This window comes from Enterobacter sp. 50588862, from assembly GCF_001462935.1.
GTDB lineage: Bacteria > Pseudomonadota > Gammaproteobacteria > Enterobacterales > Enterobacteriaceae > Enterobacter > Enterobacter bugandensis.
This window is the reverse complement of sequence record NZ_LNHM01000007.1, coordinates 567,647-594,541: the sequence shown is the minus strand read 5'-3', so window position 1 is coordinate 594,541 and position 26,895 is coordinate 567,647. Positions and strand designations below refer to the sequence as shown.

Here is a 26,895-nt window from a genome sequence, read left to right as displayed (position 1 = left end):
CTTTGCAGCTTTACGGGGAATTTTCCGGAATTTCCTGAAACATTGTTTTGAGCTCAGGCACGCACGAACCGCAGTTCGTGCCGCACCGTAGCGTCGCCCCCAGCGCGGTAACGGAACCGCAGCCTCCGGCAATCGCCTCCCGTATCGCGTTTTCTCCAACGCTGAAACAGCTGCAGATGATGCGCCCCGGATCTGTAACCTTCCCCACGCCCTGCCCGTTCAGCAGCGCATGGCGCTCAGCGGGTGTCGAGGGCGGTGACTGAAAAGCGGCTTCTATCACCGGGTGCGCCAGATCGGGCAAGGCGGTGCCTTCCCAGAAACCCAGCATCAGATGGCCGTTATGCCAGGCCAGCACGCTGCTGCGTTCCCCGGTTTGCGCAACCTGCAGCTGCCAGCCCCGGCCGCTGGCATAGTCCATGACCCACGACAGCAGCGGCTTATCACCCGCTATCGTCATTCGCGAGGCTTTACGCCACCAGTGAACCGAAGAGGGGATTTCCGGCCATTCCCGGGCATAGAGCTCCCCCTGCCAGGCGGGCTGCCAGGGCATGATTCTGACGGCGGTTTGCTTACTCTCCGGCTGCCCGGAAGCCGGATCGATGCGCCCTTCCACCAGCGCGTTAACCTTTCCCTGGCGGGCAAACTCAGCGTTCCAGTGCATCGGGGCAAACGCTTCGCCTTCCCGTATTCCGTCGTTAATTCGTACTCTGGCCACCATCACGCCGCGCGGCGAGCCGATCCGCGCCAGCTGGCCGTCGCACAGTGAAAACCGAATGGCGTCTGCGGCGCAGACCTCAACAAACGGCTCCGCGATATGCTGCATCAGCCGGGGCACGTATCCCGTACGGGTCATGGTGTGCCACTGGTCGCGGATACGGCCAGTGTTGAGGATCGCCGGGTATAGCGCGGTAGCCGTCGCGCCGTGCGGCAGCGGATCGACAGGCACTACGTTTCGGCGCGATAAATTCCTCGTCGGCCACTGGTACGGCTCAAGCGTCTCCCACGCTTCACGGGTTAACCCCGCCAGTTCCTGAAGGTTCAACGCCCGCGCGCCGTCATTTTCAAACGCCGTCAGCGCCGCATGTTCGCAAAAAATCTCCTGCGGATGTTGCCAGGCAAAGGCCTCGCCGTAGCCCAGCCGTTTTGCAATCTGAGCCACGATCCACCAGTCCGGCTTCGCCTCACCCGGCGCGGGCAGAAACGCGCGCTGGCGCGAAATGCGCCGCTCGGAATTGGTCACCGTGCCGTCCTTCTCCCCCCAGCCCAGCGCCGGAAAACGGATATGGGCGAACCGGCTGGTGTCGGTATCTTTCATCACCTCAGAGACAATCACCAGCGGACAGGCCGCCAGCGCCTGACACACCGCGTGGCTGTCCGGCAGCGACACGGCAGGATTGGTGCCCATGATCCACACCGCCTTCACCTCGCCGCGGGCGATGGCGTCAAACAGCTCCACCGCCATCAGCCCCGGCGTCTGCGCCAGCCGTTCCGTTCCCCAGAAACGCGCCACCCGCGAAAGATCGTCCGGCTCGAAGCTCATATGCGCCGCCAGCTGGTTCGCCAGCCCGCCCACTTCCCGTCCGCCCATGGCGTTTGGCTGTCCGGTCAGCGAAAACGGGCCGCAGCCCGGACGGTTGAACTTCCCGCTGGCAAGATGCACGTTAATGATGGCGCTGCACTTGTCGCTGCCGCTGGAGGACTGGTTGATCCCCATGGTGTAGAGCGTAATGGCGCGAGGCACGGTAACAAACCAGTCGTAAAAGGTACCAATATCCTCTGCCGGAAGGTCGCAAAACGCCGCCACGCGGTCAATCGGCCACTCATCGGTGCCCTGGATCAGATTGAGCAACCCCACAAACAGCCCGGCATCGCTGCCGGGTTTAAGCGCCAGATGCAGGTCGGCAATATCGCAGGTAGCGGTTTTACGCGGGTCAATCACCACCACCTTCATCTGTGGATTGATGTGCTTTGCCTGCACCAGACGCTGATAGAGCACCGGATGCGTCCAGGCCGCGTTCGAGCCAGCCAGCACCACCAGATCGCTGTTTTCCACATCCTCGTAGCTGCACGGCACCACGTCTTCGCCAAAGGCGCGCCTGTAGCCCACCACCGCCGAGGACATGCAGAGCCGGGAGTTGGTATCGATGTTCGCCGCGCCGATAAACCCTTTCATCAGCTTGTTGGCGGCATAGTAGTCCTCGGTTAACAGCTGGCCGGAGGCGTAAAACGCCACCGCCCGTGGCCCCCATGTGTCGATGATCTCCCGCAGTCGCTCGCCCGCCGCGTTCAGCGCCTGGGACCAGTCCACCTCAAGTCCATCGACAACGGGGTACAGCAATCTCCCCTGCAAACCCGTCGTCTCCCCCAGGGCCGATCCTTTCACGCACAGGCGGCCAAAGTTTGCAGGGTGGGTGTCGTCCCCCCGAACGCTGACCGCTCCATCCTCCACGCTGGCGATCACGCCGCAGCCGACCCCGCAGTAGGGGCACGTTGTCCTGGTTTCCGTCATGAGGCCTCCGCGCGCATCACCAGCTCTTCGTTGCCGACCCACACCTTGCCATTTTCAATTTTGACCGGCCAGGCGCGCACCGCGGGTTCGCCACTCTCCACCTGACAGCCGTCGCGCAGGCGAATGCGCTGCTTGTAGAGCGGAGAAATAACGACCGGTTCGCCCGCCGCATCGCCGAGGATGCCGCGTGACAGCACATTCGCACTGCTGCCCGGCTCCAGGTCGTCCAGGGCATAAACAGTTTGACCAAAGCGGAACAGCGCGATCGGTTTACGGCCAAGACGCGCGCCAATGCCCGCCATCTCCGGGATATCGTCAATGCCGCAGATTTCCTGCCAGCGCTTGCTTTCGTCCGACGGCGCGACGTTCACCGCGGTGCGGAACAGCGCCAGGCGGTCAGGATCGTTGAGCGTGGTTTGCCATTCGCACTGGTACGTCTCGACTACCCGGGCCATCTCCTGCTCCAGCTCGTGGGCGATGCCCAGGCTGTCGTTGAGGATCACCTCACGCAGATAGTCGAGGCCGCCCTCCAGGTTGTCCATCCAGGTGCTGGTGCGCTGCAGGCGATCCGCCGTGCGGATGTAGAACATCAGGAAACGGTCGACGGTGCGGATCAGCGTTTCGTCATCCAGATCGCTGGCGAAGAGATCCGCATGGCGAGGCTTCATCCCGCCGTTGCCGCACAGATAGAGGTTCCAGCCTTTGTCCGTGGCAATCACCCCCACGTCCTTGCTCTGCGCCTCCGCGCACTCGCGGGTGCAGCCGGAAACGGCCATTTTGATTTTGTGCGGGGCACGCAGGCCCTTGTAGCGGTGCTCCAGCCTGACCGCGAGACCAGTGGAATCCTGCACGCCGTAGCGGCACCAGGTCGACCCGACGCAGGATTTCACCGTGCGCAGGGATTTCCCGTAAGCGTGCCCGGTTTCAAACCCGGCCTCCACCAGCGCCTGCCAGATCTCAGGCAGCTGTTCCAGGGTGGCGCCAAACAGGTCGATACGCTGCCCGCCGGTGATTTTGCTGTACAGACCGTAGCGTTTCGCAATCTGGCCGATGGCGATCAGCCCGTCGGCGGTCACTTCTCCTGCGGGCATGCGCGGCACGATGGAATACGTCCCGTCCTTCTGAATATTGGCGAAGTAGCGGTCGTTGGTGTCCTGCAATGGCAGATGCGCCGGCTTCAGCAGGTATTCGTTCCAGCAGGAGGCCAGCACTGACCCCACCAGCGGCTTACATATTTCGCACCCGTGCCCCTGACCGTAGCGGCTGATGAGCTGGTCAAAGGTGCGGATATGGTTGACGCGCACCAGATGGTAAATCTCCTGGCGCGAGTACGGGAAGTGTTCGCAGATGTCCTTTTTCACCTCCACGCCCTGCTCGGCAAGCTGGAACTCCATCACCTGCTTCACCAGCGCGCTGCAGCCCCCGCAGCCGGTCGCCGCTTTGGTGCACTGCTTAACGGCGCCGATATCCGCTGCGCCCGCGCTCACCGCCCGGCAGATATCGCCTTTGCTGACGTTATGACACGAACAGATCTGCGCGCTTTCCGGCAGCGCCGCCACGCCCAGCGCTTTTGGCGCGCTGCCTGACAATGCGGGTAGTATCAGCGTTTCCGGCTCTTTCGGCAGGCTTATGCCGTTAAGCATCATCTGCACCAGCGTGGCGTATTCGCTGGCATCGCCCACCAGCACGCCGCCGAGCAGCGTTTTTCCGTCGTGGCTGACCACGATTTTCTTGTAGATTTGCTGCGGGCCGTGCGTCCACTGGTAGCTTAGCGCCCCCGGCGTGCGCCCGTGAGCATCGCCAAACGACGCCACGTCCACGCCGAGCAGCTTGAGCTTAGTGCTCATATCTGCCCCGGTGAAGGTTTTATCTTCGCTCGCGAGCGCGGCGGCGGCCACGCGCGCCATCTGGTAGCCCGGCGCCACCAGGCCAAAGATTTTCCCCTCCCACAGGGCGCATTCACCGATGGCAAACACGTTCGAATCGGAGGTCCGGCAGGCGTCATCAATGCAGATCCCGCCGCGCTCGCCGACAGCCAGCCCGCTGCTGCGCGCCAGCGCGTCCTGAGGACGAATACCGGCAGAGAAGACTACCATGTCCGTTTCCAGCTGTTCACCGTCGGCGAAGCGCAGCACCAGCCCGTCGTCCGTCGCAGCAATTTCCGTGGTGGCTTTACTGGTGTGAACGCCAACGCCCAGCGCCTCGATTTTCCTGCGCAGCATCGCCGCACCGTCATTATCAAGCTGCACCGCCATCAGATTGGGCGCAAACTCCACCACGTGCGTTTCCAGCCCGAGTTGCTTGAGGGCATTCGCCGCCTCCAGCCCGAGCAGGCCGCCGCCAATCACCACGCCACGACGCGAGCCCGCCGCGTGGGCCGCTATGTTGTCCAGGTCGTCAAGGGTGCGGTAGACAAAGCAGCCCGGCAGATCGTTGCCCGGTACCGGCGGTACGAACGGGTATGAGCCGGTCGCCAGCACCAGCTTGTCCCAGTGGGTCTCATGCCCGCTGGCGGTACGCACCACGCGCGCGTCGCGATCGATAGCGACGATCTGCTGCGAGAGGCGCAGCTCAATGCCGTTATCGGCAAAGAACTCCCCCTCCACCAGCGAGAGCGACGCCGCGCTTCGGCCGCCAAAGTATTCCGACAGATGCACGCGGTCATAGGCGGCATAGCGCTCCTCACCAAAGACAACGATCTGATACTGCTGATGCAGATTGCGGTTAACGCAGTCTTCGAGAAAATGATGGCCGACCATACCGTGCCCAACCACCACCAGAGTAGGTTTTGTCATAGCGTTCTGTCCTGCAACCTGCGGTTGCGTAGTGAAACGATCGAACAGCCAGTCCGCGCGTGCGGGCGCAGCCGTTGCCAGTAAATCGGTAAATGTTGCCGCGCTGCGGCAGTCGCCCATCAGCTGCACGCCAGCCAGCGCACCCTGATGGATCAGTAACCGACGATAGTGACGGGTTAGCGGATCCCAGGAACTCCAGACCACATCATCCTCTTGCACCGCCGTGCGCCCGAGACTGAACAGCTCCACGCCGGTCACCTTGAGGCGCACGCCGTTGTCGGTGATGGCAAACGGCGCGGCTGTGTCACCCGCCAGCCGCGCGGCGAGAATATCCGCCTGCGTCATACAGGGGGCGACCAGGCCAAAGGTCTGGCCGTCAATTTCGCAGCACTCGCCAATGGCGTAGACGTCCGGTGCGGAGGTCCGCATCTGGCTATCCACCACGATGCCGCGCGCGCAGCGAACACCGCTGGCCTGCGCCAGCGCGACGTTGGGCTGCACGCCGGTCGCCAGCACCACGCGCGCGGCGGCGACGCGGCGTCCGTTGAGCAGCGTGACGCTATTCCCGTTAATCCCCGCGATGCCGGAGGCGAGTTCAGAGCGCACGCCCCGCGCCGCCAGCGCCTCTTCAAGCAGTACGCCCGCCTGCTGGTCCAGCTGCTGCTCCATCAGCCACGGGCCGCGATGAACGAGCGTGACGTTGTCACCTGAACGAGCCAGCGCTGCCGCCGTCTCTACGCCGAGCACGCCGCCCCCCAGTACCACCGCCGGACCGGCGATCGACTGAATGGCGCGGGTATCCTCCAGGGTACGGAACGTGAAAACGTGCGGCGCATCTCCCCCAGGAATCGGCGGCACAAACGGCGTTGACCCGGTGGCAAATACCAGCGCATCCCAGCCCAGCGTGCGGGCGGTGGTTTGCACTTCCCGCGCGTCCACGTTCACGGCGAGTGCCTTTTCGCCCCGCAGCACCGTCACGCCGCGCTCCTGGTACCAGTGGTCATCCTGAAGGCAGATGCCCGCAGCCGTTTTTTCACCCCCCAGCACCGGCGAAAGCTGGATGCGGTTATAGGCATGCTCCGGCTCGTCACCGATGACGGTGATAGCGAACCGACCGGAAGCTCGCCCGGTGAGCGAAGCAATCAGCCGGGTTGCCGCCATGCCATTCCCGATAATGACCAGTCGCATCAACGCCCCCTCGTTACGCCGCTTTCGGCTGTTTTTCGTAGAGGAAATGGAGGATCTGCTGGCGCATGTGGTGATAGCGGCTGTCGTCCGCCAGCTGCACCCGGTTGCGCGGGCGCGGCAGGTCAACGCGCAGGATCTCCCCGACGGTGGCCGCCGGGCCGTTGGTCATCATCAGCACGCGATCGGAGAGAAGCACCGCCTCGTCCACGTCGTGGGTAATGAGCACGATGGTGGTGTTCAGCGCCTGCTGGATCTGCATCACCGAGTCCTGCAGATGGGCGCGCGTCAGCGCATCCAGCGCGCCGAACGGCTCATCCATCAGCAATACTTTCGGCTTCATCGCCAGCGCGCGGGCAATCCCGACGCGCTGCTTCATGCCGCCGGAGATCTCCCCCGGACGCTTGTGCAGCGCGTGTCCCATCTGCACGCGGTCGAGGTTGTGCTCGATCCACTCTTTGCGCTCGGCCTTGCTCATGGTGTGACGGAACACCTGATCCACCGCCAGCGCCACGTTGTCGAAGCAGGTCAGCCACGGCAGCAGCGAATGGTTCTGGAACACCACCGCGCGCTCGGGCCCCGGCCCGGCGATTTCGCGGTTGTCGCAAATCAGCCCGCCTTCCGTCGGCAGCGCGATCCCGGCGATAAGGTTAAGCAGCGTCGACTTGCCGCAGCCGGAGTGGCCGATAAGGCTCACGGTTTCGCCCTCGTGGATATCAAAAGAGACGTTCTGCAGCGCCAGAAACTCGCCGCTGGCGGTGGAAAAACGCTGGCTCACGGCCTGGACCTGAATTAATGGTTTCATGTTCGCTCCTTATTTTTCCTGCCAGCTAAAGCGACGGGCGATAAGCATCAGCCCCTGCTCCAGCAGCAACCCGACCACGCCGATGATGACGATGGCGATCAGAATGTTTTCGACGTTGAGGTTGTTCCACTCGTTCCAGATCCAGAAGCCGATACCCAGCCCCCCGGTGAGCATCTCGGCGGCGACAATCACCAGCCAGGCGATGCCGATGGAGAGGCGCACCCCGGTCAGCACAGCGGGTAGCACAGCCGGGAAGAGTATGCGGCGCATGATCGTCCACTCGGAAAGCTGCAATACGCGGGCGACGTTGAGGTAGTCCTGCGGAATGCGGCGCACGCCTTCGGCGGTGTTGATCACCATCGGCCAGATAGAGCAGATGAAAATGGTCCAGCTCGACGCGGGCTCCGCTTTCTGGAACAGCAGCAGGCCGATGGGCAGCCAGGCCAGCGGGCTGACCGGCCGCAGAAGCGCAATCAGCGGGTTGAACATGCGCGAGAAAAAGGTGAAGCGGCCAATCAAAAAGCCCAGCGGAATACCCGCCAGCGCTGCCAGGCCAAAGCCGATGGCGACGCGCTGCAGAGAAGCAAGCACGTTCCAGCCAATGCCCATATCGTTAGGCCCGTCGCGATAAAACGGGTCGGCAAACAGGGTAATGGCAGAATCAAGCGTGCTGAGCGGCGTCGGGAAGCCTTTGCTGTTTATCGCCGCCAGTTGCCAGAGCACCACCAGCAGCCCGAGGCCGAGCATCGCCGGGATAACGCGCTGGAAAAAGTCGTTCATCCGGCGTGCTAACGCGGGCGGGCGGCGGCGAACCTGTACCGGAGGCAGGACAATCACTTCCCCGCTCTCTGGCGTCTCTTGTGGTTTCGTGTTTTGCAGATGCGGCATAATCAGGCCCCTTTACGGTGAATGGCGAAACGGCTGGCGTACCCTTCCGGATCGGCGCCGTTCCAGACGGTGCCGTCCATCAGCGTGCTGCTGCGGTACGGTGATGACGGCGTGGACATACCGCCGACGGCGGTGGCGGCATCCTGCCAGACCGCGGTCTGATTGATGCGCTGCGCGATGCCCGCGTAGTCCGGCGCGGCTTTGAGCAAGCCCCAGCGGCGGAACTGGGTTAAGAACCACATGCCGTCGGAGAGATACGGGTAGCTCACAGCCCCCTCGTTGAAGAAGCGGATCGGGTGCGCGTCCTGCCAGCGCTGGCCCAGGCCGTTGTCGTACTCGCCGAGCATGCGCCCGGTGAGATACTGTTCTTTGCAGTTGAGCCACGCCCGGCGGGAGAGGATCTGCGCGGTTTCGCGTTTGTTTTCCGGGGACGCCTCGATCCAGCGCGCGGCCTCCAGCACCGCGCTCACTAGCGCCCGGGCGGTGTGCGGGTTTTTCTCCACCCAGTCGCGACGCGTGCCGAGGATCTTTTCCGGATGATCGGCCCAGATGGACTGCGACGTGGCGGCGGTAAAGCCGATCCGGTCGTTAATCGCCCGCGCGTTCCACGGCTCGCCGACGCAGAAGCCCACCATGTTGCCGATGCGCATGTTCATCACCATCTGCGGCGGCGGCACCACCACCGTGCGCACGTCGTCAAAGGGGTTAATGCCCGCGCTGGCCAGCCAGTAGTAAAGCCACATGGCATGCGTTCCGGTCGGGAAGGTGTGTGCGAAGGTGTAGGTTCCCGGCGCCTGCTGCCCGATCAGCGTTTTCAGCCCGTCGAGATCGCGAACGCCCTTCTCCGCCAGATCGCTTGAAAGCGTGATGGCCTGGCCGTTCTGATTGAGCGTCATCAGGTTTGCCATCTGCTGCGGCTTGCCGGCGATGCCCAGCTCCAGCCCGTACAGCAGACCGTAAAGAATGTGTGCGGCGTCCAGTTCTCCCGCCACCAGCTTGTCGCGCACCGCCGCCCAGCTCGCCTCTTTGGTGGGAACGATGGTGATACCGTATTTTTTATCAAAGCCTTTTAACGCTGCGATAACCACCGGCGCGCAGTCGGTCAGCGGGATAAACCCGACGCGCACCGTCTCCTGTTCCGGTTTATCTGAGCCAGCCGCCCAGGCAGCCTGCATAACACCCGGTAACAGCGCTGCGCCACTCGCCAGCATGCTGGCCTGCAAAAATCGCCGTCTCGACAAATCCGCCATAACCGCTCCCGAAAAAAAGCCAAAAAAAAGCGCCCGCCGTGCCGAAGCACCGCTGGACGCCTTTATCCCGAAGACAAATGCACCGCCGTTGGCGCACCGTCAAAAATGGTTAATTAACTAATGCAAAGCCAGTGCCAGGTTTAAAGACCCTCTTTCAGGGCCGAAAACCGGGTTTTGCCCGCGTTCGCGCACCTCAATCAGGCATAAAATGCCCGCTGATTGTGCAGCTACTCCTTTGGTGTTACCTGCCAGACGCTCTTCACCGTAAGCAGCGCGCGGGCGATATCGACCATGCGCTGGTTCTTGTCCATCGCCATTTTGCGCAGCGTTGTCCAGGCCTGTTCTTCACTCATGTTCTGGTGGGTCATCAGCACGCTTTTGGCTTTATCAATGGTTTTGCGCTCCTCAAGCGTATCGCGCAGCGACGCGAGCTGGCGGGAAAGCTGCTCTATCTCTCGTGCCTGCTGGCGAACCAGGGTCAGCAGCGGTTTATCCGGGTAGTGCGCCAGCGGATCGTCCTGTTCATCCCCGGGTAGCGGGTACGCCTCGTCGCGCTGAATACGCTCATCCACCGCGACCATCAGATCGGCGATGATCGTCTCCTCCAGCGCGCGCAGATGCTCCAACCGCGCCGTTTGCAGCGCAAACCAGGCGAGTGCGGTATGGCCATTGTCTGCGGCAGGCTGGCGGGTACAGGCCACCCGCCGGAGCTGCTCCGTCTCACGATCGGGCTGACAATCAAGGGAGAACGAAGTCTGCACGTCGGCCTGGCTGTGGGAGAGAAAGATCTCAAAGCAGGCCTGCTGCCCGTCAATGCGGTCAACCAGCCGCTGGCGGGTCACATCATCGAAAAAGCCCTGCGTGAAGCCAATCGCCCCCAGGGCCCGCTCTTGTCCCGCCAGCTCTTTCCCCTGCATCAGGCTATATAGCGCGACGAAACGGCCCGCGATTTGCGGGTCGTCAATGCTGTCATTAAGCTGCGGTACGATACTGAGCAGGTGGCGCAGCATGCGGGTGTAGTGCTCCATTGCCTGCGGAGCCGTCAGTGTTTGCCGATTTACACCGTCGCGCAGCGCGGGAAGCGTCTCCAGCGTGAGCAGCGCATTGCCGATACGTTCGCAAACGGCGCTTCCCGGAAAGGCGGACTGTTTTCCAAGAATGTCGTTCAGTGCAGCAAGGTTTTCGTCCACCAGCGCCCGGCTGGCTTTGCATTCAGGCGCATAGAGCTTACCCTGTGAGCAGAGCCAGACGTTAGATGCGCCGCGCTCGCACTGGAGCATATGCACCAGCTGGCTAATGCCGCGCACCAGCACGTTCAGCTGCGCCAGCCTGCTGAGCTGCTCCCGGCGCATCCGCCTTGCGCGCTGGAGCCATTCGGTTGCACCTGGCGAAATGCCGGCCATTAATGTCATGCTTACTCTCCCGGACAGCGAAACTCCGGGGAAATTAAGCAATATTCGTGCCTTTATAAGAACAGGAGTCAACATGCAGAAGATTGTGATCGTCGCCAACGGTGCGGCCTACGGCAGCGAATCCCTTTTCAACAGCCTGCGCCTGGCGATCGCGCTACGCGAAAAAGAGAGCGACCTGGTATTGCGGATATTTTTAATGTCCGACGCCGTCACCGCCGGGCTGAAGGGTCAAAAACCAGCGGAAGGCTACAACATTCAGCAGATGCTGGAGATCCTGACCGCGCAGGACGTGCCGGTAAAACTCTGTAAGACCTGCACCGACGGGCGCGGCATTACCGGGCTGCCGCTGATCGAGGGCGTAGAAATCGGTACGCTGGTTGAACTGGCCGAATGGACGCTGACCGCGGATAAAGTATTAACTTTTTAATAATAAACCCGTAAAAATATTATTTTCTTATGGACGCGGTTTCAGCATCAAGTTTACCTGCGGGGTTGCCGATAGGCATGGAAACAACACAGCAGGTATTTCACTTATGTTCAGATCCATTCGCGCACGCATTATCGCCGCGACGACAGGCTGCCTCGTCGTCGCCCTTCTTCTCAATACCGTAATTAACTTCCAGGTCACGCGCCAGGATAACCAGCAGTCCCAGCGCGATATTCTGACCAGCACCAGCGCCAGCCACAACATGGCGATTGCCGACTGGGTCAAAAGCAAAATGACGGTGATTACCTCCGCGCAGAGCATCGCGCTGGCTGACGATCCGGTTCCGGCGTTTAAGCAGCTTGCCCAGGCGGGGGGGTTCACCAACGTTTACGTGGGCTACGCCAGCAAGACGGCGAAATTCTCCGACCCGACAGGCGTCCCGGCGGATTATGACCCCACCGTTCGTCCCTGGTATCAACAGGTGGTGAGCACGGACGGCCCGGTGGTAACGGCCCCCTACGTTGATGCCGGGACCGGGAAGCTGGTGGTCACGTTTGCCGTGCCGGTGAAGGAGAATGGCGCTCTGAAAGCGGTGGTGGCGGGCGATGTCGCCATGGATAGCGTGGTGGCGAACGTGCGCGGGATCCACCCCACGCCGGCCAGCAGCGGGTTGCTTCTGAACAGCGACGGCACGGTGATTGCCGCCAACGAGCCGGCCCTGACGCTGAAGCCGTTTGCCGAGACGATCAAAGGCATCGACCTTGCGGCGCTGAAGAGCGGTAACCCGGTCGACGGAACGCTGAATGACGAGGAAAAAACCTTTATCGCCTCAGCCGTGCCGGGCACGAACTGGCTCCTGGTCGTCGCCCTCGACAGCAGCGATGCCACCTCCGGCATGCATTCCCTGCTGAAAGCGTCGGCGATTTCGCTGGTGATCCTCGCACTCCTGAGCGGCGCCATTGTTCACGTCCTGATTGCCCGCCTGCTGAAGCGCCTGTCCGACATTCGCGACGCGATGCACAACATTGCCAACGGCACTAACGATCTGTCCCAGCGCCTGCCGGACAGCGGCGATGACGAAGTGGCGCAAATTGCGCAGGCGTTTAACGCCTTCAGCGATAAGCTCTCGGTGGTAATGGTTCAGCTCCGCGACGCCAGCGCCTCGGTGAAAAACGCCGCGCAGGAGATTGCGGCAGGTAACCAGGATCTCTCCGGACGTACCGAGCAGGCGGCATCCAGCCTTCGCGAAACCGCCAGCGCCGTGGAAGAGATCACCGCCTCCGTCACCCAGTCGAATGAATCGGCAGCAGAAGCCAACGATCAGGCCAGCAAGGCCTCTGCGGCCGCAGCGCGCGGCGGTGAAGTGGTTTCGCAGGCCATCAGCACCATGCAGTCCATCGAAGTGGCGTCCGCTAAGATTGGCGATATCACCAGCGTAATCGACGGCATCGCCTTTCAGACCAACATTCTGGCGCTGAACGCCTCCGTCGAGGCGGCGCGTGCCGGTGAGCAGGGCCGCGGGTTCGCCGTGGTTGCCGGTGAAGTGCGGAACCTCGCCAGCCGCAGCGCCCAGGCGGCGAAAGAGATCAAATCGCTTATCGACTCCACCACCGACAGCGTGGCCACCGGCTCGCGCTACGTGCATCTGGCCGGGGAAAGCATGGATGAGATCCGCTCCAGCATCGGCAGCGTCTCCGGCATCATGCGCGAGATCTCGATTGCCACCAGCGAGCAGATGAAAGGCATTCATGAGATTAACCACGCGGTGACCCATCTCGACAGAATGGTGCAGCAGAATGCCGAGCTGGTGGTGCAGTCCGCCGCGGCCGCCAGCGCATTGCAAAGCCAGGCGGGCGACCTTGCTGAAACCGCCGGCCATTTCCGCATTTAATTTTCTTCAGGCGCGCGTTAAACAGGGTAAACGCGCGTCAGCTGAAAGGTTTCAGGGATTTTGTCATTTTTGTTTAATCGTTATGCCATTTTTTGATCAAAATCAGCATCCCTTGCTCCCCGCTTTGGTGTTATGCAATGAGTATTTTGTGAACAACATCACGCTCGGGATGGGCAAAATCGACGGGGTAGAAAATGGCACTGGTGAAAACAAGTTTGAAACTGTTTGGCGGGGATACGGTGGTGGTGCGTTGCTCAGAGCGCTGTCGTATTCATCTGATGAGTGCGAAAGCACAGAAACAATCCCAGGCGGATATTCTGACCGTGCAGGATGACAAGGCGTGGCTTACCGTGCCGTATACCGGCACGTGGGATGTGCTGATCGACAGCCACAGCCAGTCGCTGGAGCATTCGGTCAGCTACGTGGCAGCGTAATTTAAACGCCCGGCTCGCCGGGCGTATTCTCAGGCAAAACCCGGTCGCAGCGTGCTGTTGAGCGGGTTCCCTTCCAGCAGCGCCTTCACTTTCACCACCAGCTCATTCAGACAATCGTCCTGCATGCCGAGGCGGGTCAGCTCCTGATCGAGGGAGAAGAGATATTGCGCGTTGGTGCCAAGCGGCCCGCTGGCGGCGGCGATTAACGGGGCAATTACCTGCGTGCGGGTGTCCGCTTCATACAGCGGGTGGCGCGGATCCATAATAAACACCAGCGCGTTAACGGTGCGCCCGTCGTCGAGCTCCAGCTTGCACCAGCTCGGCATATAGCAGCCGGTGATCATCTCGCGCTTCCAGAGCAGCGTCAGCTCCTCTTCGAGCGTGGCATCCGGAAGGCGATACGCGACGCCCGTGGTGCGTCCGCCCTCTTTTAGTGCAAGCATGCGCCCTGGCTGACAGGCGCTGCCGCGTCCGGCCGTCAGGCGCAGGCAAAATGCGCGATGCCAGCCGGGCAGCGTGCCGGTTGCCGATTCAACAAATTCGAGAGCCGGGTTCCACATCAGTGAACCGTAGCCAAAAATCCATACCGGGCCATCATCCGGGCGGCAGGCAAGCGTAGCAGCGAGCGATGCCGCACGTTGTTCAGCTGACCAGAGAAGCGATTCCTCAATAGCACCAAATGCCGTCTTACAATCTGCCTTCATTAAGAAATCACGCGTTAACACTTTACACCTCCGCCACTGCATGCTTCCTTGCGACATCTGTAATTCGCCTTCCCGGCATTCTGTGCTGGTCATTTTGCCAGCAGTCAAATTACGATAAGCAATTAGCGGACCAGTTGCAATACAACGGAAGTTCAACCGCCTGAAAAGTCAAAATGAAGGCAGCGAATAATTTCACGGCTATTTCTTTTTATGCCATTTATCATCGTCTCCTTTCTCATAGTCATGTTTTACTGCGGCCCAGGCGACCTTGTGTGCCGTCTCTTCCCGGCTGGCATCATCCCGCCGATCGTCTTTATCTTTGTACTGATCCCAGGCGCTGTTAAACGCTTCTTTGTAGATATCCTGCGCGTGTTCGGGCAGGACGTTTTTCACGTTATCGGGTAATTCGCGTTTCGTTTTATATGGCATCACTAACCTCTCTTTTGCCTAAAGAGTTAAGTGTGGACGACGATACGCCGGTGTGCCAGCCGGTCATAAACAATGAGCGAATGAATTCCATAATTCATTGTTATTAAATATATATTTAAAAGAAATATCTTATTATAGGCATTAAACAAGAAAACCATAACAAAGGGTAAAATTAAGTAAAAAATAAAGGTTATTTAACAGATTTCTGTTAATTTATTGCCCTTAAAATCTATCTATAATTACAAGCACCTGCATTGATGGAGAAGCACATGACAGCAACACACGAGGCGGTAAAGACCCGCCACAAGGAGACGTCTCTCATTTTCCCGGTTCTGGCACTGGCTGTGCTGCTCTTCTGGGGAAGCAGTCAGTCACTGCCAGTGGTGGTTGGTATCAATATTCTTGCCCTGGTGGGCATTTTAACCAGCGCGTTTAGCGTCGTTCGCCATGCGGACGTATTAGCCCACCGCCTGGGCGAGCCTTACGGCTCTTTAATTCTCAGCCTTTCCGTCGTTATTCTCGAAGTCAGCCTGATTTCCGCGTTGATGGCAACCGGCGATGCCGCCCCGACCCTGATGCGCGATACGCTTTACTCCATCATTATGATTGTGACGGGCGGCCTGGTAGGCTTCTCTCTGTTACTGGGCGGACGCAAATTTGCGACTCAGTACATGAATCTTTTCGGCATTAAACAGTACCTGATCGCCCTATTCCCGCTGGCCATCATCGTACTGGTCTTCCCGATGGCACTGCCGGGCGCAAATTTCTCCACCGGCCAGTCGCTGCTGGTCGCGCTGATTTCCGCCGCCATGTACGGCGTGTTCCTGCTCATTCAGACCAAAACGCACCAGAGCCTGTTTGTTTACGAACATGAAGATGACAGCGACGACGATGACCCGCACCACGGCAAGCCGTCGGCCCACAGCAGCGCGTGGCACACGGTTTGGCTGATCGTGCATCTGATTGCGGTGATTGCCGTCACCAAGATGAACGCCAACCCGCTGGAGACGCTGTTAACCGAGCTGAACGCGCCGGTGGCCTTTACCGGTTTCCTGGTGGCGCTCCTGATCCTCTCCCCTGAGGGTTTAGGTGCGCTGAAGGCGGTGCTGAACAATCAGGTGCAGCGTGCGATGAATCTGTTCTTCGGCTCCGTGCTGGCGACCATTTCACTCACCGTGCCGGTGGTGACGCTGATTGCCTTTATGACCGGTAACGAGCTGCAGTTTGCGCTGGGCGCGCCGGAGATGATTGTGATGGTGGCCTCGCTGCTGCTGTGCCAGATTTCTTTCTCCACTGGCCGCACCAATGTCCTGAACGGCGCGGCGCATATGGCGCTGTTTGTAGCGTATTTGATGACAATTTTTGCGTAGTCTTTCTGCCCAGCGGCGCTTCGCTTACCCGGCAATATGTCCCAAAAAAAACCCGCCGAAGCGGGTTTTTTTATTAGTTGCTGGTATCCAGCTCGTCGAAGCTTTTTACCAGATCGTCAATCGCTTTGATCTGCTTCAGGAACGGCTCCAGCTTATCCAGCGGCAGCGCGGATGGACCATCGCATTTCGCGTTAGCCGGATCCGGGTGCGCTTCAATGAACAGACCTGCCAGGCCGGTCGCCATACCGGCGCGCGCCAGCTCGGTCACCTGAGCACGACGGCCGCCAGAGGCTGCACCAAACGGGTCGCGGCACTGCAGCGCGTGGGTCACGTCGAAGATCACCGGCGACTGGTTAGAAACGTTCTTCATCACGCTGAAGCCCAGCATGTCTACAACCAGGTTGTCGTAACCGAAGTTAGCGCCACGGTCGCACAGAATAATCTTGTCGTTACCGCCTTCGATAAACTTATCAACGATGTTACCCATCTGGCCAGGGCTCACGAACTGCGGTTTTTTCACGTTGATCACGGCACCGGTTTTCGCCATCGCGGCAACCAGGTCGGTCTGACGCGCCAGGAACGCCGGAAGCTGGATTACGTCTACCACGTCTGCCACAGGCTGCGCCTGCCAGGACTCATGCACGTCGGTGATCACTTTCACGCCAAACGTCTGCTTCAGCTCCTGGAAAATTTTCATCCCCTCTTCCAGGCCAGGGCCACGGTAAGAGTTGATGGAGGAGCGGTTGGCTTTGTCAAAAGAGGCTTTAAACACGTACGGAATGCCCAGCTTCTGGGTCACGGTCACGTAGTGCTCGCAGATACGCATGGCGAGATCGCGGGATTCCAGCACGTTCATACCGCCAAACAGCACGAACGGCAGGTCGTTTGCTACCTTGATATCACCAATGCTAACCACTTTTTGTTTCATAGGATCGCCTTATTCAGGTGTGAATCGGAATTAAGATTAATGCAGTGTAATTTGTTTGTGCGAGATCGCGTTGATCTGCGCGCGAATCATTTCGCTAATCGGATCTTCCGGACACTGCTCGACGAAATAGCTCAAATCGTTCAGCGCCACGTGCTCGCAGTCGAGCTGGGCATAGATAAGCCCGCGGTCGCGAATTTCGTACGGATCTTCCGGATTAAACTGCAGCAGCACTTCACTGGCACGCAAGGCCAGCTCCATCTGACGCTCTTCCATCAGCGCTGACTTCAGCGTATCCAGCAGCTTGCGAATGACTTCGGCGTTGTCGGCTTCGTCGAGATCTTCGTTAAAGAGCTCGGCCACCGGGCTGATGTTGCCTTTCAGCCAGACGTCCAGCGTATGCTCGTCCAGCGTGTCGCCGTTAAACGGATTAATGAGCCACATCTCACCGTCCAGCCACTCCGCACGCAGGATCATCTGCGTCGGGAAAATAACCGGCACCAGCGGAATATCCAGGCGGTGCGCAACCCACAGCAAAATAGAGCCCAGCGCAACGGCGCTGCCCTGACGATTTTTTAAGACCTGGTCCAGCCATAATGCGTCAGACAGGCGATACACGCCACGCGTGTCGCAGAAACCCCATTCGCCGTAGAAAAGCTCCAGAAGCTTCTCTAATTGCCAGTCCTGCGGGCGCGCCTGATTGATCTCTTCACGCGCCAGGCTGACCAGATTCTCCAGCTCATCGTAGACGTACTGCGACGTAAAATCGTCGCGTATCATCTCCGAAATCAGGATCATGCCATCGCAAAGCGGCACTTTATTAAATTCGAAATCGGCTAAGGACCTCATGACTTACCCCAGTAACGACTGAGCGAACAATGACGCTCAGGCGCGATAAAACTCAAAACGATGTAGATGATAACGCCAAACTGCCTTTCAGTCAGCCTTACGCCTTTATCAGTAAATGGCAGATACCCGGATCTCAAGACCACTGCCCCAGCGTCAGGCGTTCGTTGCCGCCGTAGTCGCGGCAGGTTTCGACAGTGGCGTAGCCTGCCTGGGTAAACAGTGCCCGCACGGATTCTCCCTGCGTCCAGCCATGCTCCACGAGCAGCCAGCCGCCGGGGAGCAAATGCTCTCGTGACGTTGTCACAATGTGATCAAGATCGGCTAATCCCGCGTTGGCGGCCACAAGCGCCGTCAGCGGTTCGAAGCGAACATCCCCCTGCGCAAGGTGCGGATCATGTTCGTCAATGTAAGGAGGATTGCTGACAATCATCGCAAATGAGCGGTTCTCCAGCGCGGCAAACCAGCTGCTTTGCAGCACCGTTACGTTGCTGAGCCCGAGACGTTCCACGTTACGCAGCGCCAGCGCCACCGCGTCGGGCATCACATCCACTGCCGTCACATCGCAGTCAGGCCGCTCGCTGGCCAGCGCCAGCGCGATAGCACCGGTGCCAGTACCGAGATCGAGAATGCGGCAGGCCGCTGCGGGTAAACGTGCCAGCGCCTGCTCAACCAGACACTCGGTATCCGGACGCGGGATCAGCGTTGCCGCCGAGACGTAAAGCGGTAGCGACCAGAACTCGCGCTCACCGACAAGGTGAGCCACCGGCTCGCCGTTTTTACGGCGGGCAAGGAGTGCGGCGAGCCGTGCTTCCTGCTCTGCAGTCAGCTCAGTTTCGCCGAACGCCAGCAGGTACGTGCGGGCTTTACCCGTCACATGCTCAAGCAAAATTTCGGCATCGCGCTTCGGGCTTTCGCTTTTGGAAAGCTCAGCGGCCGCCTCGCGTAACCAGCGCTGAAAATCCATTATTCCTGCTCGGACAGCGCCGCCAGCTGGTCGGCCTGGTATTCCTGCACGATAGGCTCAATCAGCATATCCAGCTTCCCTTCCATCACCTCATCCAGACGGTACAGGGTCAGGTTGATGCGGTGGTCGGTCACGCGCCCCTGAGGGAAGTTGTAGGTGCGGTTACGGTCGCTGCGATCGCCGCTGCCCAGCAGGTTACGACGCGTAGAGGCTTCCGCCTGCTGACGCTTCGCCATTTCCGCCGCGTGGATGCGCGCGCCCAGCACGGACAACGCTTTGGCTTTGTTTTTGTGCTGCGAACGTTCGTCCTGACACTCCACCACGATGCCGGTCGGCAGGTGGGTAATACGGATGGCGGAGTCGGTGGTGTTAACGTGCTGACCGCCCGCCCCGGAGGAGCGGAAGGTGTCGATGCGCAGGTCCGCCGGGTTGATGTCCGGCAGTTCCGCTTCCGGCAGCTCCGGCATCACCGCCACCGTACAGGCGGAGGTATGAATACGGCCCTGAGATTCGGTGGCCGGAACGCGCTGCACACGGTGACCGCCGGATTCAAACTTCAGACGTCCGTACACGCCGTCGCCGCTGATCTTGGCGATAACCTCTTTGTAGCCGCCATGTTCGCCTTCGTTGGCGCTCATGATCTCCACGCGCCAGCGGCGCGATTCGGCGTAGCGGCTGTACATGCGGAACAGATCCCCGGCAAAGAGCGCCGCTTCGTCACCGCCGGTACCGGCGCGCACTTCGACAAACGCGTTACGTTCATCGTCCGGATCTTTCGGCAGGAGCAGCACCTGAAGCTGCTGCTCCATCTCTTCGGAACGCGCTTTTGCATCCTGCAGCTCTTCCTGCGCCATCTCGCGCATCTCAGGATCGTCGAGCATCATCTGCGCGGTTTCAATATCTTCCTGAACCTGTCGCCAGTCGGTAAAGCATTTTGATACATCACTCAACTGCGCATATTCACGCGAAAGCGCGCGAAAACGTTCCTGGTCTGCGATAGTCCCGGCATCGCCGAGCAGCGCCTGTACTTCTTCATGGCGCTCGTGCAGAGCTTCCAGTTTAGCGACGATAGAAGGCTTCATAGGCGTAAGTGCACCTTGTCTTAGAAAATGGGTATAGGGCGCTATTCCAGCCCGAGGCTGTTGCGCAGAATAGTCAGGCGTTCATCATCCCCGTCACGGGCAGCCTGTTGAAGAGATTTGGTTGGCGCATGGATCAGGCGGTTGGTCAGCTTCCACGCCAGATCCTGCATAATCGCCTGCGCGTCGCCGCCCTGTTCCAGGGCCGCTAACGCTTTGGCAGTCAGGTCATCACGCACCTGCTCTGCCTGCCCGCGGTACTCGCGGATAGTCTCGCTGACGCTTTGCGCGCGCAGCCAGGCCATAAATTCGCTGGTTTCCTGCTCAACAATGGTTTCCGCCTGCACCGCCGCCGCTTTACGCTGGGCGAGGTTGTGCGAAATAATGCTTTGCAGGTCATCCACGCTGTAAAGATAGGCGTTAGCCAGCTTGCCAACCTCTGGCTCAACATCGCGCGGAACGGCGATATCCACCAGCAGCATTGGCTGATTACGGCGAGATTTCAGCGCACGCTCCACCATCCCTTTACCGATGATCGGCAGCGGGCTGGCGGTAGAGCTGATAATAATGTCCGCCTCTTTCAGACGTTCATCAATATCGCTCAGCGCAACCACCTCGGCACCCACTTCGTCCGCCAGCACCTGCGCGCGTTCGCGGGTGCGGTTCGCGATAATCATCTTTTTCACTTTATGCTCGCGCAGATGGCGCGCCACAAGCTCGATGGTTTCGCCCGCGCCTACCAGCATCACGGTGACGGTCGACAGGGATTCAAAGATTTGCCGTGCAAGGGTACAGGCCGCGAAAGCAACAGAAACCGCACTGGCACCAATGTCGGTTTCGGTTCGCACACGCTTCGCCACCGAGAAGGACTTCTGGAACATGCGCTCCAGCTCGCTGGCCTTGAGATGCCCTTTCTGGGAATCTGCGAAGGCTTTTTTTACCTGGCCGAGGATCTGCGGCTCGCCAAGCACCAGCGAATCCAGACCGCTGGCGACGCGCATCAGATGGCTGACCGCATCGTTATCCTGATGCCAGTACAGGCTGTTGCGCAGCTCGTCTTCATTGAGATTGTGGTAGTCACATAGCCAGCGGATCAGCGCGTCGTGCAGGTTATCCTGCTCTTCCACGCTCAAATACAACTCGGTACGGTTGCACGTCGAAAGCACCACGCCACCCTGCACCATCGGCTGTGCAAGCAGGCTGTCCAGCGCCAGGTCAAGCGTATCCGGCGAAAACGTAACGCGTTCTCGCAGCGAAACCGGGGCCGTTTTGTGGTTGATGCCGAGTGCTAATAGGGTCATGTTGAGCGGGAGTAGTACCAGCGTTAATAAGGTTAGCAGGACGCATCATACAGGATGCGCGAGATCAATAAAAGAGACCGCCTCCTTTCGGAGTAATAGGTTACTCAACGCTTTGAGATAATTTGAACGTAGACGGTAGCACTGCGGGGCGCTAGCATTAACAGTTATAACTGCAACGTATCTCAAGGATTTGTCCTCATTATGACCCGACTGATTCGCCTGCTGCCGTTGGCAGCACTGGTTCTGACCGCCTGTACTGTCACCCAACCAAAAGGCCCGGGCAAAAGCCCTGATTCACCGCAGTGGCGTCAGCACCAGCAGGACGTCCTTAATTTGAAGCAGTACCAGACGCGCGGCGCCTTCGCGTATCTCTCTGACGAACAAAAGGTTTATGCCCGCTTCTTCTGGCAGCAAACGGGGCAGGACAACTATCGCCTGCTGCTGCTGAACCCGCTTGGCAGCACCGAGCTGGAGCTTATCGCCAAACCGGGCGAAGCGCAGATCACCGATAACAAAGGCCAGCACTACACGGCGACCGATGCCGAAGAGATGATTGGCAAGCTGACCGGGATGCCAATTCCACTGAACAGCCTGCGCCAGTGGATCCTCGGCCTGCCGGGCGAAGCGACCGACTATACGCTTGACGATCAATACCGTCTGAGCCAGGTCAACTACACCCAGAACGGCAAAACCTGGAAAGTGGTGTACAGCGCCTATGACAGCAAGAGTAAACCGTCGCTGCCATCAAACATGGAGCTGACCCAGGGCAGCCAGCGCATCAAGCTGAAAATGGACAACTGGATCGTTAAATGATGACCCACTGGCCTTCTCCGGCAAAACTGAACCTGTTTTTATACATCACCGGCCAGCGTGCTGACGGCTATCACACTCTGCAGACGCTGTTTCAGTTTATTGACTATGGCGACACGATTGCCATCGAGCCGCGTCAGGATGGGCAGATTTGCCTGCTGACGCCGGTCGACGGCGTGGCGCATGAGGACAACCTGATCGTCCGCGCCGCGCGCCTGCTGATGAAAGCCGCCGCGGAATCGGGCCGTCTGCCGGCGGGAAGCGGTGCGGATATCCGCATTGAGAAGCGTCTGCCGATGGGTGGCGGTCTCGGCGGGGGCTCATCCAACGCCGCCACCGTGCTGGTTGCGCTGAACCACCTCTGGGGCTGCGGGCTGTCGACGGATGAACTGGCTGGTTTGGGCTTAACGCTGGGTGCAGATGTCCCTGTGTTTGTTCGCGGCCACGCGGCCTTTGCCGAGGGCGTGGGTGAGATCCTCTCCCCGGTCAACCCGCCGGAGAAATGGTATCTGGTTGCCCACCCCGGCGTGAGCATTCCGACCCCGGTCATCTTTAAAGATCCTGACCTGAAAAGAAATACCCCGGTACGGTCAATAGAAACGTTATTAAATTGTGAATTCAGCAACGATTGCGAGGATATCGCAAGAAAACGTTTTCGCGAGGTTGATGCGGTGCTTTCCTGGCTGTTAGAATACGCGCCGTCGCGCCTGACCGGTACAGGGGCCTGTGTCTTTGCTGAATTTGACACCGAATCCGCCGCCCGTCAGGTGCTTGAGCAAGCGCCGGATTGGCTGCATGGTTTTGTAGCGCGCGGGATGAACACCTCCCCCCTACAGCAGGCCATTCTGGCGCAGACTGAGTTTCGGTGACAACGTCACCCTGTTCCAGACGTTGCATCGCGCTCTTTAATACACCGCCTGGATAGCCTTCGCTTAGGCCCCGCAGTTTGCGGCGAACGCTATCCACCACTGGACGCATGCCTGAGGTTCTTCTCGTGCCTGATATGAAGCTTTTTGCTGGTAACGCCACCCCGGAACTAGCACAACGTATTGCCAACCGCCTGTACACTTCCCTCGGCGACGCCGCCGTAGGTCGCTTTAGCGACGGCGAAGTCAGCGTACAAATCAACGAAAATGTACGCGGTGGTGATATTTTCATCATCCAGTCCACCTGTGCTCCAACAAACGACAACCTGATGGAACTGGTTGTTATGGTCGACGCCCTGCGTCGCGCTTCCGCAGGCCGTATCACTGCTGTTATCCCTTACTTTGGTTATGCCCGCCAGGACCGTCGCGTCCGTTCCGCGCGTGTGCCAATCACCGCAAAAGTTGTCGCTGACTTCCTGTCCAGCGTCGGCGTTGACCGCGTACTGACCGTTGACCTGCACGCAGAGCAGATCCAGGGCTTCTTCGACGTCCCGGTTGATAACGTATTCGGCAGCCCAATCCTGCTGGAAGACATGCTGCAGCTGAACCTGGACAACCCAATCGTGGTTTCTCCGGACATCGGCGGCGTGGTACGTGCCCGTGCTATCGCTAAGCTGCTGAACGATACCGACATGGCGATCATCGACAAGCGTCGTCCGCGCGCTAACGTTTCTCAGGTGATGCACATCATCGGTGACGTAGCTGGCCGCGACTGCGTGCTGGTTGACGACATGATCGATACCGGCGGTACGCTGTGTAAAGCCGCTGAAGCGCTGAAAGAGCGCGGTGCCAAGCGCGTGTTCGCTTACGCGACCCACCCGATCTTCTCCGGTAATGCCGTGAACAACCTGCGCAACTCCGTCATTGACGAAGTTGTGGTATGCGATACCATCCCACTGAGCGACGAGATCAAGGCACTGCCAAACGTGCGTACCCTGACCCTGTCCGGGATGCTGGCCGAAGCGATTCGTCGTATCAGCAACGAAGAATCCATCTCTGCAATGTTCGAACACTAATCGAACACGGCCAAAAAACCCGCTGCGGCGGGTTTTTTTGTCTCTGGGTTTTATTTGTATGATTAATGCCTCCTTCACCTGCCATTCATATGACAGATGATGCGCACACGGATGATAGATAATTGTGAAAAACGTAGCCTCCTCACATGTTCTGCCCTTTCGCGCCCTCATCGACGCCTGCTGGAAAGAGAAGTACACCTCGTCACGCTTTATCCGTGACCTGCTTGCCGGGATCACCGTCGGGATTATTGCCATCCCGCTGGCGATGGCGCTGGCGATTGGCAGCGGCGTTGCGCCACAGTACGGTCTGTATACCTCGGCCGTTGCCGGGATTGTTATTGCCCTGACGGGCGGCTCGCGCTTCAGCGTCTCCGGCCCAACCGCCGCCTTTGTGGTGATCCTCTACCCGGTTTCACAACAGTTTGGTCTGGCAGGCCTGCTGGTTGCCACCCTGATGTCCGGCGTTTTTTTGATTCTGTTCGGTCTGGCCCGTTTTGGTCGCCTGATTGAATACATTCCCCTTTCCGTGACGCTGGGGTTCACCTCGGGGATTGGGATCACCATCGGAACCATGCAGATTAAGGATTTCCTCGGTCTGCAAATGACCCATGTTCCGGAGCACTATTTACAGAAAGTGGGCGCGCTGTTTATGGCGCTGCCGACGGCCAACCTGGGCGACGCCGCCATCGGAATAGTCACCCTGGGGACGCTTATCGTCTGGCCTCGCCTCGGTATTCGCCTGCCGGGCCATCTGCCCGCCCTGCTGCTGGGCTGCGCGGTGATGGCTATCGTCAATATGTTCGGCGGTCATGTCGCGACTATCGGCTCGCAGTTCCACTATGTTCTGGCGGACGGTTCGCAGGGTAACGGCATTCCACAGCTGCTGCCGCAGCTGGTGCTGCCGTGGGACATGCCTGGTTCGAGCTTCACCCTGAGCTGGGATTCCCTTCGCGCCCTGCTGCCCGCCGCGTTCTCTATGGCGATGCTGGGAGCGATTGAATCCCTGCTGTGCGCTGTGGTGCTCGACGGCATGACCGGCACCAAGCACAAAGCCAACAGCGAACTGGTCGGTCAGGGCTTAGGCAACCTCATCGCACCGTTCTTTGGCGGGATTACCGCTACGGCAGCCATCGCCCGTTCTGCGGCAAACGTGCGCGCAGGTGCGACCTCCCCCGTTTCAGCGGTTATCCACTCCGTGCTGGTGATTCTGGCGCTGCTGATCCTTGCCCCGCTGCTCTCCTGGCTGCCGCTTTCCGCCATGGCCGCCCTGCTGCTGATGGTGGCCTGGAACATGAGCGAGGCGCATAAGGTGGTGAACCTGCTGCGTCGCGCGCCGAAAGACGACATCATCGTGATGCTGATCTGCATGTCGCTGACCGTGCTGTTCGATATGGTTATCGCCATCAGCGTCGGGATCGTGCTTGCGTCCCTGCTATTTATGCGCCGCATCGCGCAGATGACGCGCCTCACGCCGGTTAACGTGGAGGTGCCTGAGGATGTGCTGGTGCTGCGCGTGATTGGCCCGCTATTCTTTGCCGCGGCGGAAGGATTGTTCAGCGATCTGGAGTCCCGCATCGCGGGGAAACGGGTTGTGGTGCTGAAGTGGGATGCCGTCCCGGTTCTGGATGCCGGTGGTCTGGATGCCTTCCAGCGCTTTGTTGCACGTCTGCCGGAAGGCTGCGAGCTGCGGGTCAGCAACCTGGAATTCCAGCCCCTGCGCACCATGGCGCGTGCGGGCGTGCAGCCGATCCCTGGCCGCCTTGCCTTTTATCCTAACCGTGAAGCCGCGTTAGCGGATCTATGAGTTACCTGATGCAGAGAAACGTCTCTGCATCATCACCCCGATCGCCTGCTGGAGCCATGCAAGCACGGCAGGCGTCATCCAGGTTCCTTTCATCAGATGCGGCTCCTGCTGCATAGCCGTACGAAACTTTTGCTGGGTCTCGGGGTTGGTGCCTGCGTAGGACTGGAACAATGCCAGCCAGTTTTCAGCCAGCTTTTGCGCCTCCTTCGAGTCAGGAGCGATATTGTCCCGCTGCGCCTGATGCAGTTTCGCCACCAGCGGCGGCCACTCCATCATGCGGTCAAAATAATGTGCCCGGGTAAAGGCCATCTCTTCGGCAGTGAGATACTTCTCCCATATCCTGAGCTTAGATTCCGCAAACGCCCGCGTGATGTAATCTGTCATCTCCGGGGTGATGCCGGTCTGCGCCTGCATCTGTGGCTCTACGCTGTGCATCTCGTTCAGCCGGGTGAGAAACTCCGGCTTGCCCGCCGTGTCCTGTTCAAGACGTTCCATCCAGCGGGTCGCCAGATCCATCGCCCGCGTGTCAGTAACGGGTATATCCTGTTCCAGCAGCACGTTAGCCTCTGCCACCAGCCCTGACCAGATAGCCGCCAGCGCATCCTTCTGTACCGCAAACGGCAACTGCTGTAACTCTTCTTTGCTAAACCAGCGATCGTACATATTCATTAACTCCAGAGTCTGTAGCCAGGACTCCAGATCCGGCGTCGCATCGTCGGTAAGCCCGGTACGCAGCTCCACCAGCCGGTCGCGCAGCGTGTGTATGCTGCGCAGCTGTTTATCCAGCAGCGTGATTTGCGCATCGAGTAGCTCGGTCAACGACAGCGACTCCTTTTCCAGAAAATCCCTGATTTCAGCAAGTTCCAGCCCCGCTTTTGCCAGCGCCTGGATCATGTGCAGACGCTGGACGTCCGCCAGGTTGTAAAGCCGGTAACCTGCCGCGCTTCTGGCAGAAGGCAGCAACAGCCCTGTTTGCTCGTAGTGATGCAATGTCCGCACGGTGATACCGGCTCGTTTCGCCAGCTCACCCACCTGAATCAACATAACTGCTCCTTTTTACTTTGCCAGTGCCACCACTCTGGAGCCTTACGTTACGTGAGGGTCAATATGCTATGCAAAAAA

22 protein-coding genes and 1 pseudogene are annotated in these 26,895 nt (G+C 59.5%); 8 read left to right on the top strand and 15 right to left on the bottom strand.

Annotated features, from left to right (window positions below; all coding sequences use genetic code 11):
* Positions 1 to 10: 10 nt before the first annotated feature.
* From APT89_RS03225 to nasR, 6 genes are all read right to left on the bottom strand, one after another.
* Positions 11 to 2,509, bottom strand: coding sequence for a nitrate reductase (locus tag APT89_RS03225; RefSeq protein ID WP_060571738.1), 2,499 nt, complete (start codon positions 2,507 to 2,509; stop codon positions 11 to 13).
* Positions 2,506 to 6,492 (bottom strand): nitrite reductase large subunit NirB, encoded by a 3,987-nt coding sequence (gene nirB / locus APT89_RS03220; protein WP_072201656.1) that lies wholly within the window; start codon positions 6,490 to 6,492, stop codon positions 2,506 to 2,508. The genes APT89_RS03225 and nirB overlap by 4 nt, the downstream gene beginning before the upstream one ends.
* Before the next feature lie 13 nt (positions 6,493 to 6,505).
* Positions 6,506 to 7,294 carry an ABC transporter ATP-binding protein gene (locus APT89_RS03215; RefSeq protein WP_045630583.1) on the bottom strand — a complete coding sequence of 263 codons (789 nt, stop codon included), beginning with the start codon at positions 7,292 to 7,294 and terminating at the stop codon, positions 6,506 to 6,508.
* Between the two features lie 9 nt (positions 7,295 to 7,303).
* Positions 7,304 to 8,182, bottom strand: coding sequence for a nitrate ABC transporter permease (ntrB, locus tag APT89_RS03210; RefSeq protein WP_060571737.1), 879 nt, complete (start codon positions 8,180 to 8,182; stop codon positions 7,304 to 7,306).
* A gap of 2 nt (positions 8,183 to 8,184) precedes the next feature.
* Positions 8,185 to 9,432, bottom strand: coding sequence for a CmpA/NrtA family ABC transporter substrate-binding protein (locus tag APT89_RS03205; RefSeq protein WP_048957915.1), 1,248 nt, complete (start codon positions 9,430 to 9,432; stop codon positions 8,185 to 8,187).
* Positions 9,433 to 9,659: 227 nt separating this feature from the next.
* On the bottom strand, positions 9,660 to 10,844 hold the full coding sequence (nasR, locus tag APT89_RS03200) for a nitrate regulatory protein NasR (protein WP_060571736.1): 1,185 nt from the start codon (positions 10,842 to 10,844) through the stop codon (positions 9,660 to 9,662).
* 73 nt (positions 10,845 to 10,917) lie between these two features.
* Between nasR and APT89_RS03195 the strand changes: the two genes are divergently transcribed.
* The 3 genes from APT89_RS03195 (at position 10,918) to APT89_RS03185 (ending at position 13,596) form a co-directional block, all read left to right on the top strand.
* Entirely contained in the window at positions 10,918 to 11,271 is a 354-nt protein-coding gene (locus APT89_RS03195; RefSeq protein WP_028013455.1) for a DsrE/DsrF/TusD sulfur relay family protein, read from the top strand.
* Positions 11,272 to 11,377: 106 nt separating this feature from the next.
* Positions 11,378 to 13,162 carry a methyl-accepting chemotaxis protein gene (locus APT89_RS03190; protein ID WP_041909577.1) on the top strand — a complete coding sequence of 595 codons (1,785 nt, stop codon included), beginning with the start codon at positions 11,378 to 11,380 and terminating at the stop codon, positions 13,160 to 13,162.
* A 194-nt stretch (positions 13,163 to 13,356) separates the two neighbouring features.
* Positions 13,357 to 13,596, top strand: coding sequence for a DUF1883 domain-containing protein (locus tag APT89_RS03185; RefSeq protein ID WP_013096243.1), 240 nt, complete (start codon positions 13,357 to 13,359; stop codon positions 13,594 to 13,596).
* Positions 13,597 to 13,625: 29 nt separating this feature from the next.
* On the opposite strand, the gene APT89_RS03180 is transcribed toward APT89_RS03185, so the two are convergent.
* Together APT89_RS03180 and chaB are read right to left on the bottom strand one after the other, a co-directional pair.
* Positions 13,626 to 14,321 (bottom strand): gamma-glutamylcyclotransferase, encoded by a 696-nt coding sequence (locus APT89_RS03180; protein ID WP_028013457.1) that lies wholly within the window; start codon positions 14,319 to 14,321, stop codon positions 13,626 to 13,628.
* A gap of 177 nt (positions 14,322 to 14,498) precedes the next feature.
* On the bottom strand, positions 14,499 to 14,729 hold the full coding sequence (gene chaB, locus APT89_RS03175) for a putative cation transport regulator ChaB (RefSeq protein ID WP_014884191.1): 231 nt from the start codon (positions 14,727 to 14,729) through the stop codon (positions 14,499 to 14,501).
* Between the two features lie 269 nt (positions 14,730 to 14,998).
* Here chaB and chaA point away from each other — a divergent pair, with 269 nt between their 5' ends.
* Positions 14,999 to 16,099, top strand: coding sequence for a sodium-potassium/proton antiporter ChaA (gene chaA / locus APT89_RS03170; protein ID WP_041909576.1), 1,101 nt, complete (start codon positions 14,999 to 15,001; stop codon positions 16,097 to 16,099).
* A gap of 73 nt (positions 16,100 to 16,172) precedes the next feature.
* Here chaA and kdsA read toward each other — a convergent pair whose 3' ends face one another.
* The 6 genes and pseudogenes from kdsA to hemA all read right to left on the bottom strand — a co-directional run bounded on the left by kdsA (position 16,173) and on the right by hemA (position 21,217).
* Positions 16,173 to 17,027, bottom strand: coding sequence for a 3-deoxy-8-phosphooctulonate synthase (kdsA, locus tag APT89_RS03165; protein ID WP_028013459.1), 855 nt, complete (start codon positions 17,025 to 17,027; stop codon positions 16,173 to 16,175).
* A gap of 36 nt (positions 17,028 to 17,063) precedes the next feature.
* Positions 17,064 to 17,873 carry an invasion regulator SirB1 gene (gene sirB1, locus APT89_RS03160; RefSeq protein WP_028013460.1) on the bottom strand — a complete coding sequence of 270 codons (810 nt, stop codon included), beginning with the start codon at positions 17,871 to 17,873 and terminating at the stop codon, positions 17,064 to 17,066.
* Between the two features lie 41 nt (positions 17,874 to 17,914).
* Positions 17,915 to 17,998, bottom strand: a pseudogene (locus APT89_RS24510) (siroheme synthase); the annotation flags it as partial.
* A gap of 8 nt (positions 17,999 to 18,006) precedes the next feature.
* Positions 18,007 to 18,837, bottom strand: a complete 831-nt coding sequence (prmC, locus tag APT89_RS03155; RefSeq protein ID WP_060571735.1) for a peptide chain release factor N(5)-glutamine methyltransferase — start codon at positions 18,835 to 18,837, stop codon at positions 18,007 to 18,009.
* Positions 18,837 to 19,919 (bottom strand): peptide chain release factor 1, encoded by a 1,083-nt coding sequence (gene prfA / locus APT89_RS03150; protein WP_021240360.1) that lies wholly within the window; start codon positions 19,917 to 19,919, stop codon positions 18,837 to 18,839. Before prfA ends, prmC begins: the two co-directional genes overlap by 1 nt.
* 41 nt (positions 19,920 to 19,960) lie before the next feature.
* Positions 19,961 to 21,217: a glutamyl-tRNA reductase gene (gene hemA, locus APT89_RS03145; protein ID WP_021240361.1), complete on the bottom strand. Its 1,257-nt coding sequence runs from the start codon at positions 21,215 to 21,217 to the stop codon at positions 19,961 to 19,963.
* 201 nt (positions 21,218 to 21,418) lie between these two features.
* On the opposite strand from hemA, the gene lolB reads away from it, so the two are divergent.
* The 4 genes from lolB to dauA all read left to right on the top strand — a co-directional run bounded on the left by lolB (position 21,419) and on the right by dauA (position 25,773).
* Entirely contained in the window at positions 21,419 to 22,030 is a 612-nt protein-coding gene (lolB, locus tag APT89_RS03140; RefSeq protein WP_028013462.1) for a lipoprotein insertase outer membrane protein LolB, read from the top strand.
* Entirely contained in the window at positions 22,027 to 22,896 is an 870-nt protein-coding gene (ispE, locus tag APT89_RS03135) for a 4-(cytidine 5'-diphospho)-2-C-methyl-D-erythritol kinase (protein WP_028013463.1), read from the top strand. The genes lolB and ispE overlap by 4 nt, the downstream gene beginning before the upstream one ends.
* Positions 22,897 to 23,021: 125 nt before the next feature.
* A complete protein-coding gene (gene prs / locus APT89_RS03130) occupies positions 23,022 to 23,969 on the top strand; it encodes a ribose-phosphate diphosphokinase (protein WP_003856663.1) in 948 nt (315 codons plus the stop codon).
* A gap of 124 nt (positions 23,970 to 24,093) precedes the next feature.
* On the top strand, positions 24,094 to 25,773 hold the full coding sequence (gene dauA / locus APT89_RS03125; RefSeq protein WP_060571734.1) for a C4-dicarboxylic acid transporter DauA: 1,680 nt from the start codon (positions 24,094 to 24,096) through the stop codon (positions 25,771 to 25,773).
* Here the strand turns inward: dauA and APT89_RS03120 are convergent.
* Positions 25,768 to 26,817, bottom strand: a complete 1,050-nt coding sequence (locus tag APT89_RS03120) for a MerR family transcriptional regulator (protein WP_060571733.1) — start codon at positions 26,815 to 26,817, stop codon at positions 25,768 to 25,770. The two genes, dauA and APT89_RS03120, sit on opposite strands and share 6 nt — an antisense overlap.
* Between the last annotated feature and the right edge of the window lie 78 nt (positions 26,818 to 26,895).

Coding starts and splice junctions, on each gene's coding strand:
- nasR (WP_060571736.1), bottom strand. CDS start 10,844: ATGACATTAATGGCCGGCATTTCGCCAGGTGCAACCGAATGGCTCCAG.
- kdsA (WP_028013459.1), bottom strand. CDS start 17,027: ATGAAACAAAAAGTGGTTAGCATTGGTGATATCAAGGTAGCAAACGAC.
- APT89_RS03185 (WP_013096243.1), top strand. CDS start 13,357: ATGGCACTGGTGAAAACAAGTTTGAAACTGTTTGGCGGGGATACGGTG.
- APT89_RS03225 (WP_060571738.1), bottom strand. CDS start 2,509: ATGACGGAAACCAGGACAACGTGCCCCTACTGCGGGGTCGGCTGCGGC.
- APT89_RS03195 (WP_028013455.1), top strand. CDS start 10,918: ATGCAGAAGATTGTGATCGTCGCCAACGGTGCGGCCTACGGCAGCGAA.
- sirB1 (WP_028013460.1), bottom strand. CDS start 17,873: ATGAGGTCCTTAGCCGATTTCGAATTTAATAAAGTGCCGCTTTGCGAT.
- lolB (WP_028013462.1), top strand. CDS start 21,419: ATGACCCGACTGATTCGCCTGCTGCCGTTGGCAGCACTGGTTCTGACC.
- ntrB (WP_060571737.1), bottom strand. CDS start 8,182: ATGCCGCATCTGCAAAACACGAAACCACAAGAGACGCCAGAGAGCGGG.
- hemA (WP_021240361.1), bottom strand. CDS start 21,217: ATGACCCTATTAGCACTCGGCATCAACCACAAAACGGCCCCGGTTTCG.
- APT89_RS03215 (WP_045630583.1), bottom strand. CDS start 7,294: ATGAAACCATTAATTCAGGTCCAGGCCGTGAGCCAGCGTTTTTCCACC.
- APT89_RS03190 (WP_041909577.1), top strand. CDS start 11,378: ATGTTCAGATCCATTCGCGCACGCATTATCGCCGCGACGACAGGCTGC.
- prfA (WP_021240360.1), bottom strand. CDS start 19,919: ATGAAGCCTTCTATCGTCGCTAAACTGGAAGCTCTGCACGAGCGCCAT.
- APT89_RS03120 (WP_060571733.1), bottom strand. CDS start 26,817: ATGTTGATTCAGGTGGGTGAGCTGGCGAAACGAGCCGGTATCACCGTG.
- nirB (WP_072201656.1), bottom strand. CDS start 6,492: ATGCGACTGGTCATTATCGGGAATGGCATGGCGGCAACCCGGCTGATT.
- chaA (WP_041909576.1), top strand. CDS start 14,999: ATGACAGCAACACACGAGGCGGTAAAGACCCGCCACAAGGAGACGTCT.
- APT89_RS03205 (WP_048957915.1), bottom strand. CDS start 9,432: ATGGCGGATTTGTCGAGACGGCGATTTTTGCAGGCCAGCATGCTGGCG.
- prmC (WP_060571735.1), bottom strand. CDS start 18,837: ATGGATTTTCAGCGCTGGTTACGCGAGGCGGCCGCTGAGCTTTCCAAA.
- chaB (WP_014884191.1), bottom strand. CDS start 14,729: ATGCCATATAAAACGAAACGCGAATTACCCGATAACGTGAAAAACGTC.
- ispE (WP_028013463.1), top strand. CDS start 22,027: ATGATGACCCACTGGCCTTCTCCGGCAAAACTGAACCTGTTTTTATAC.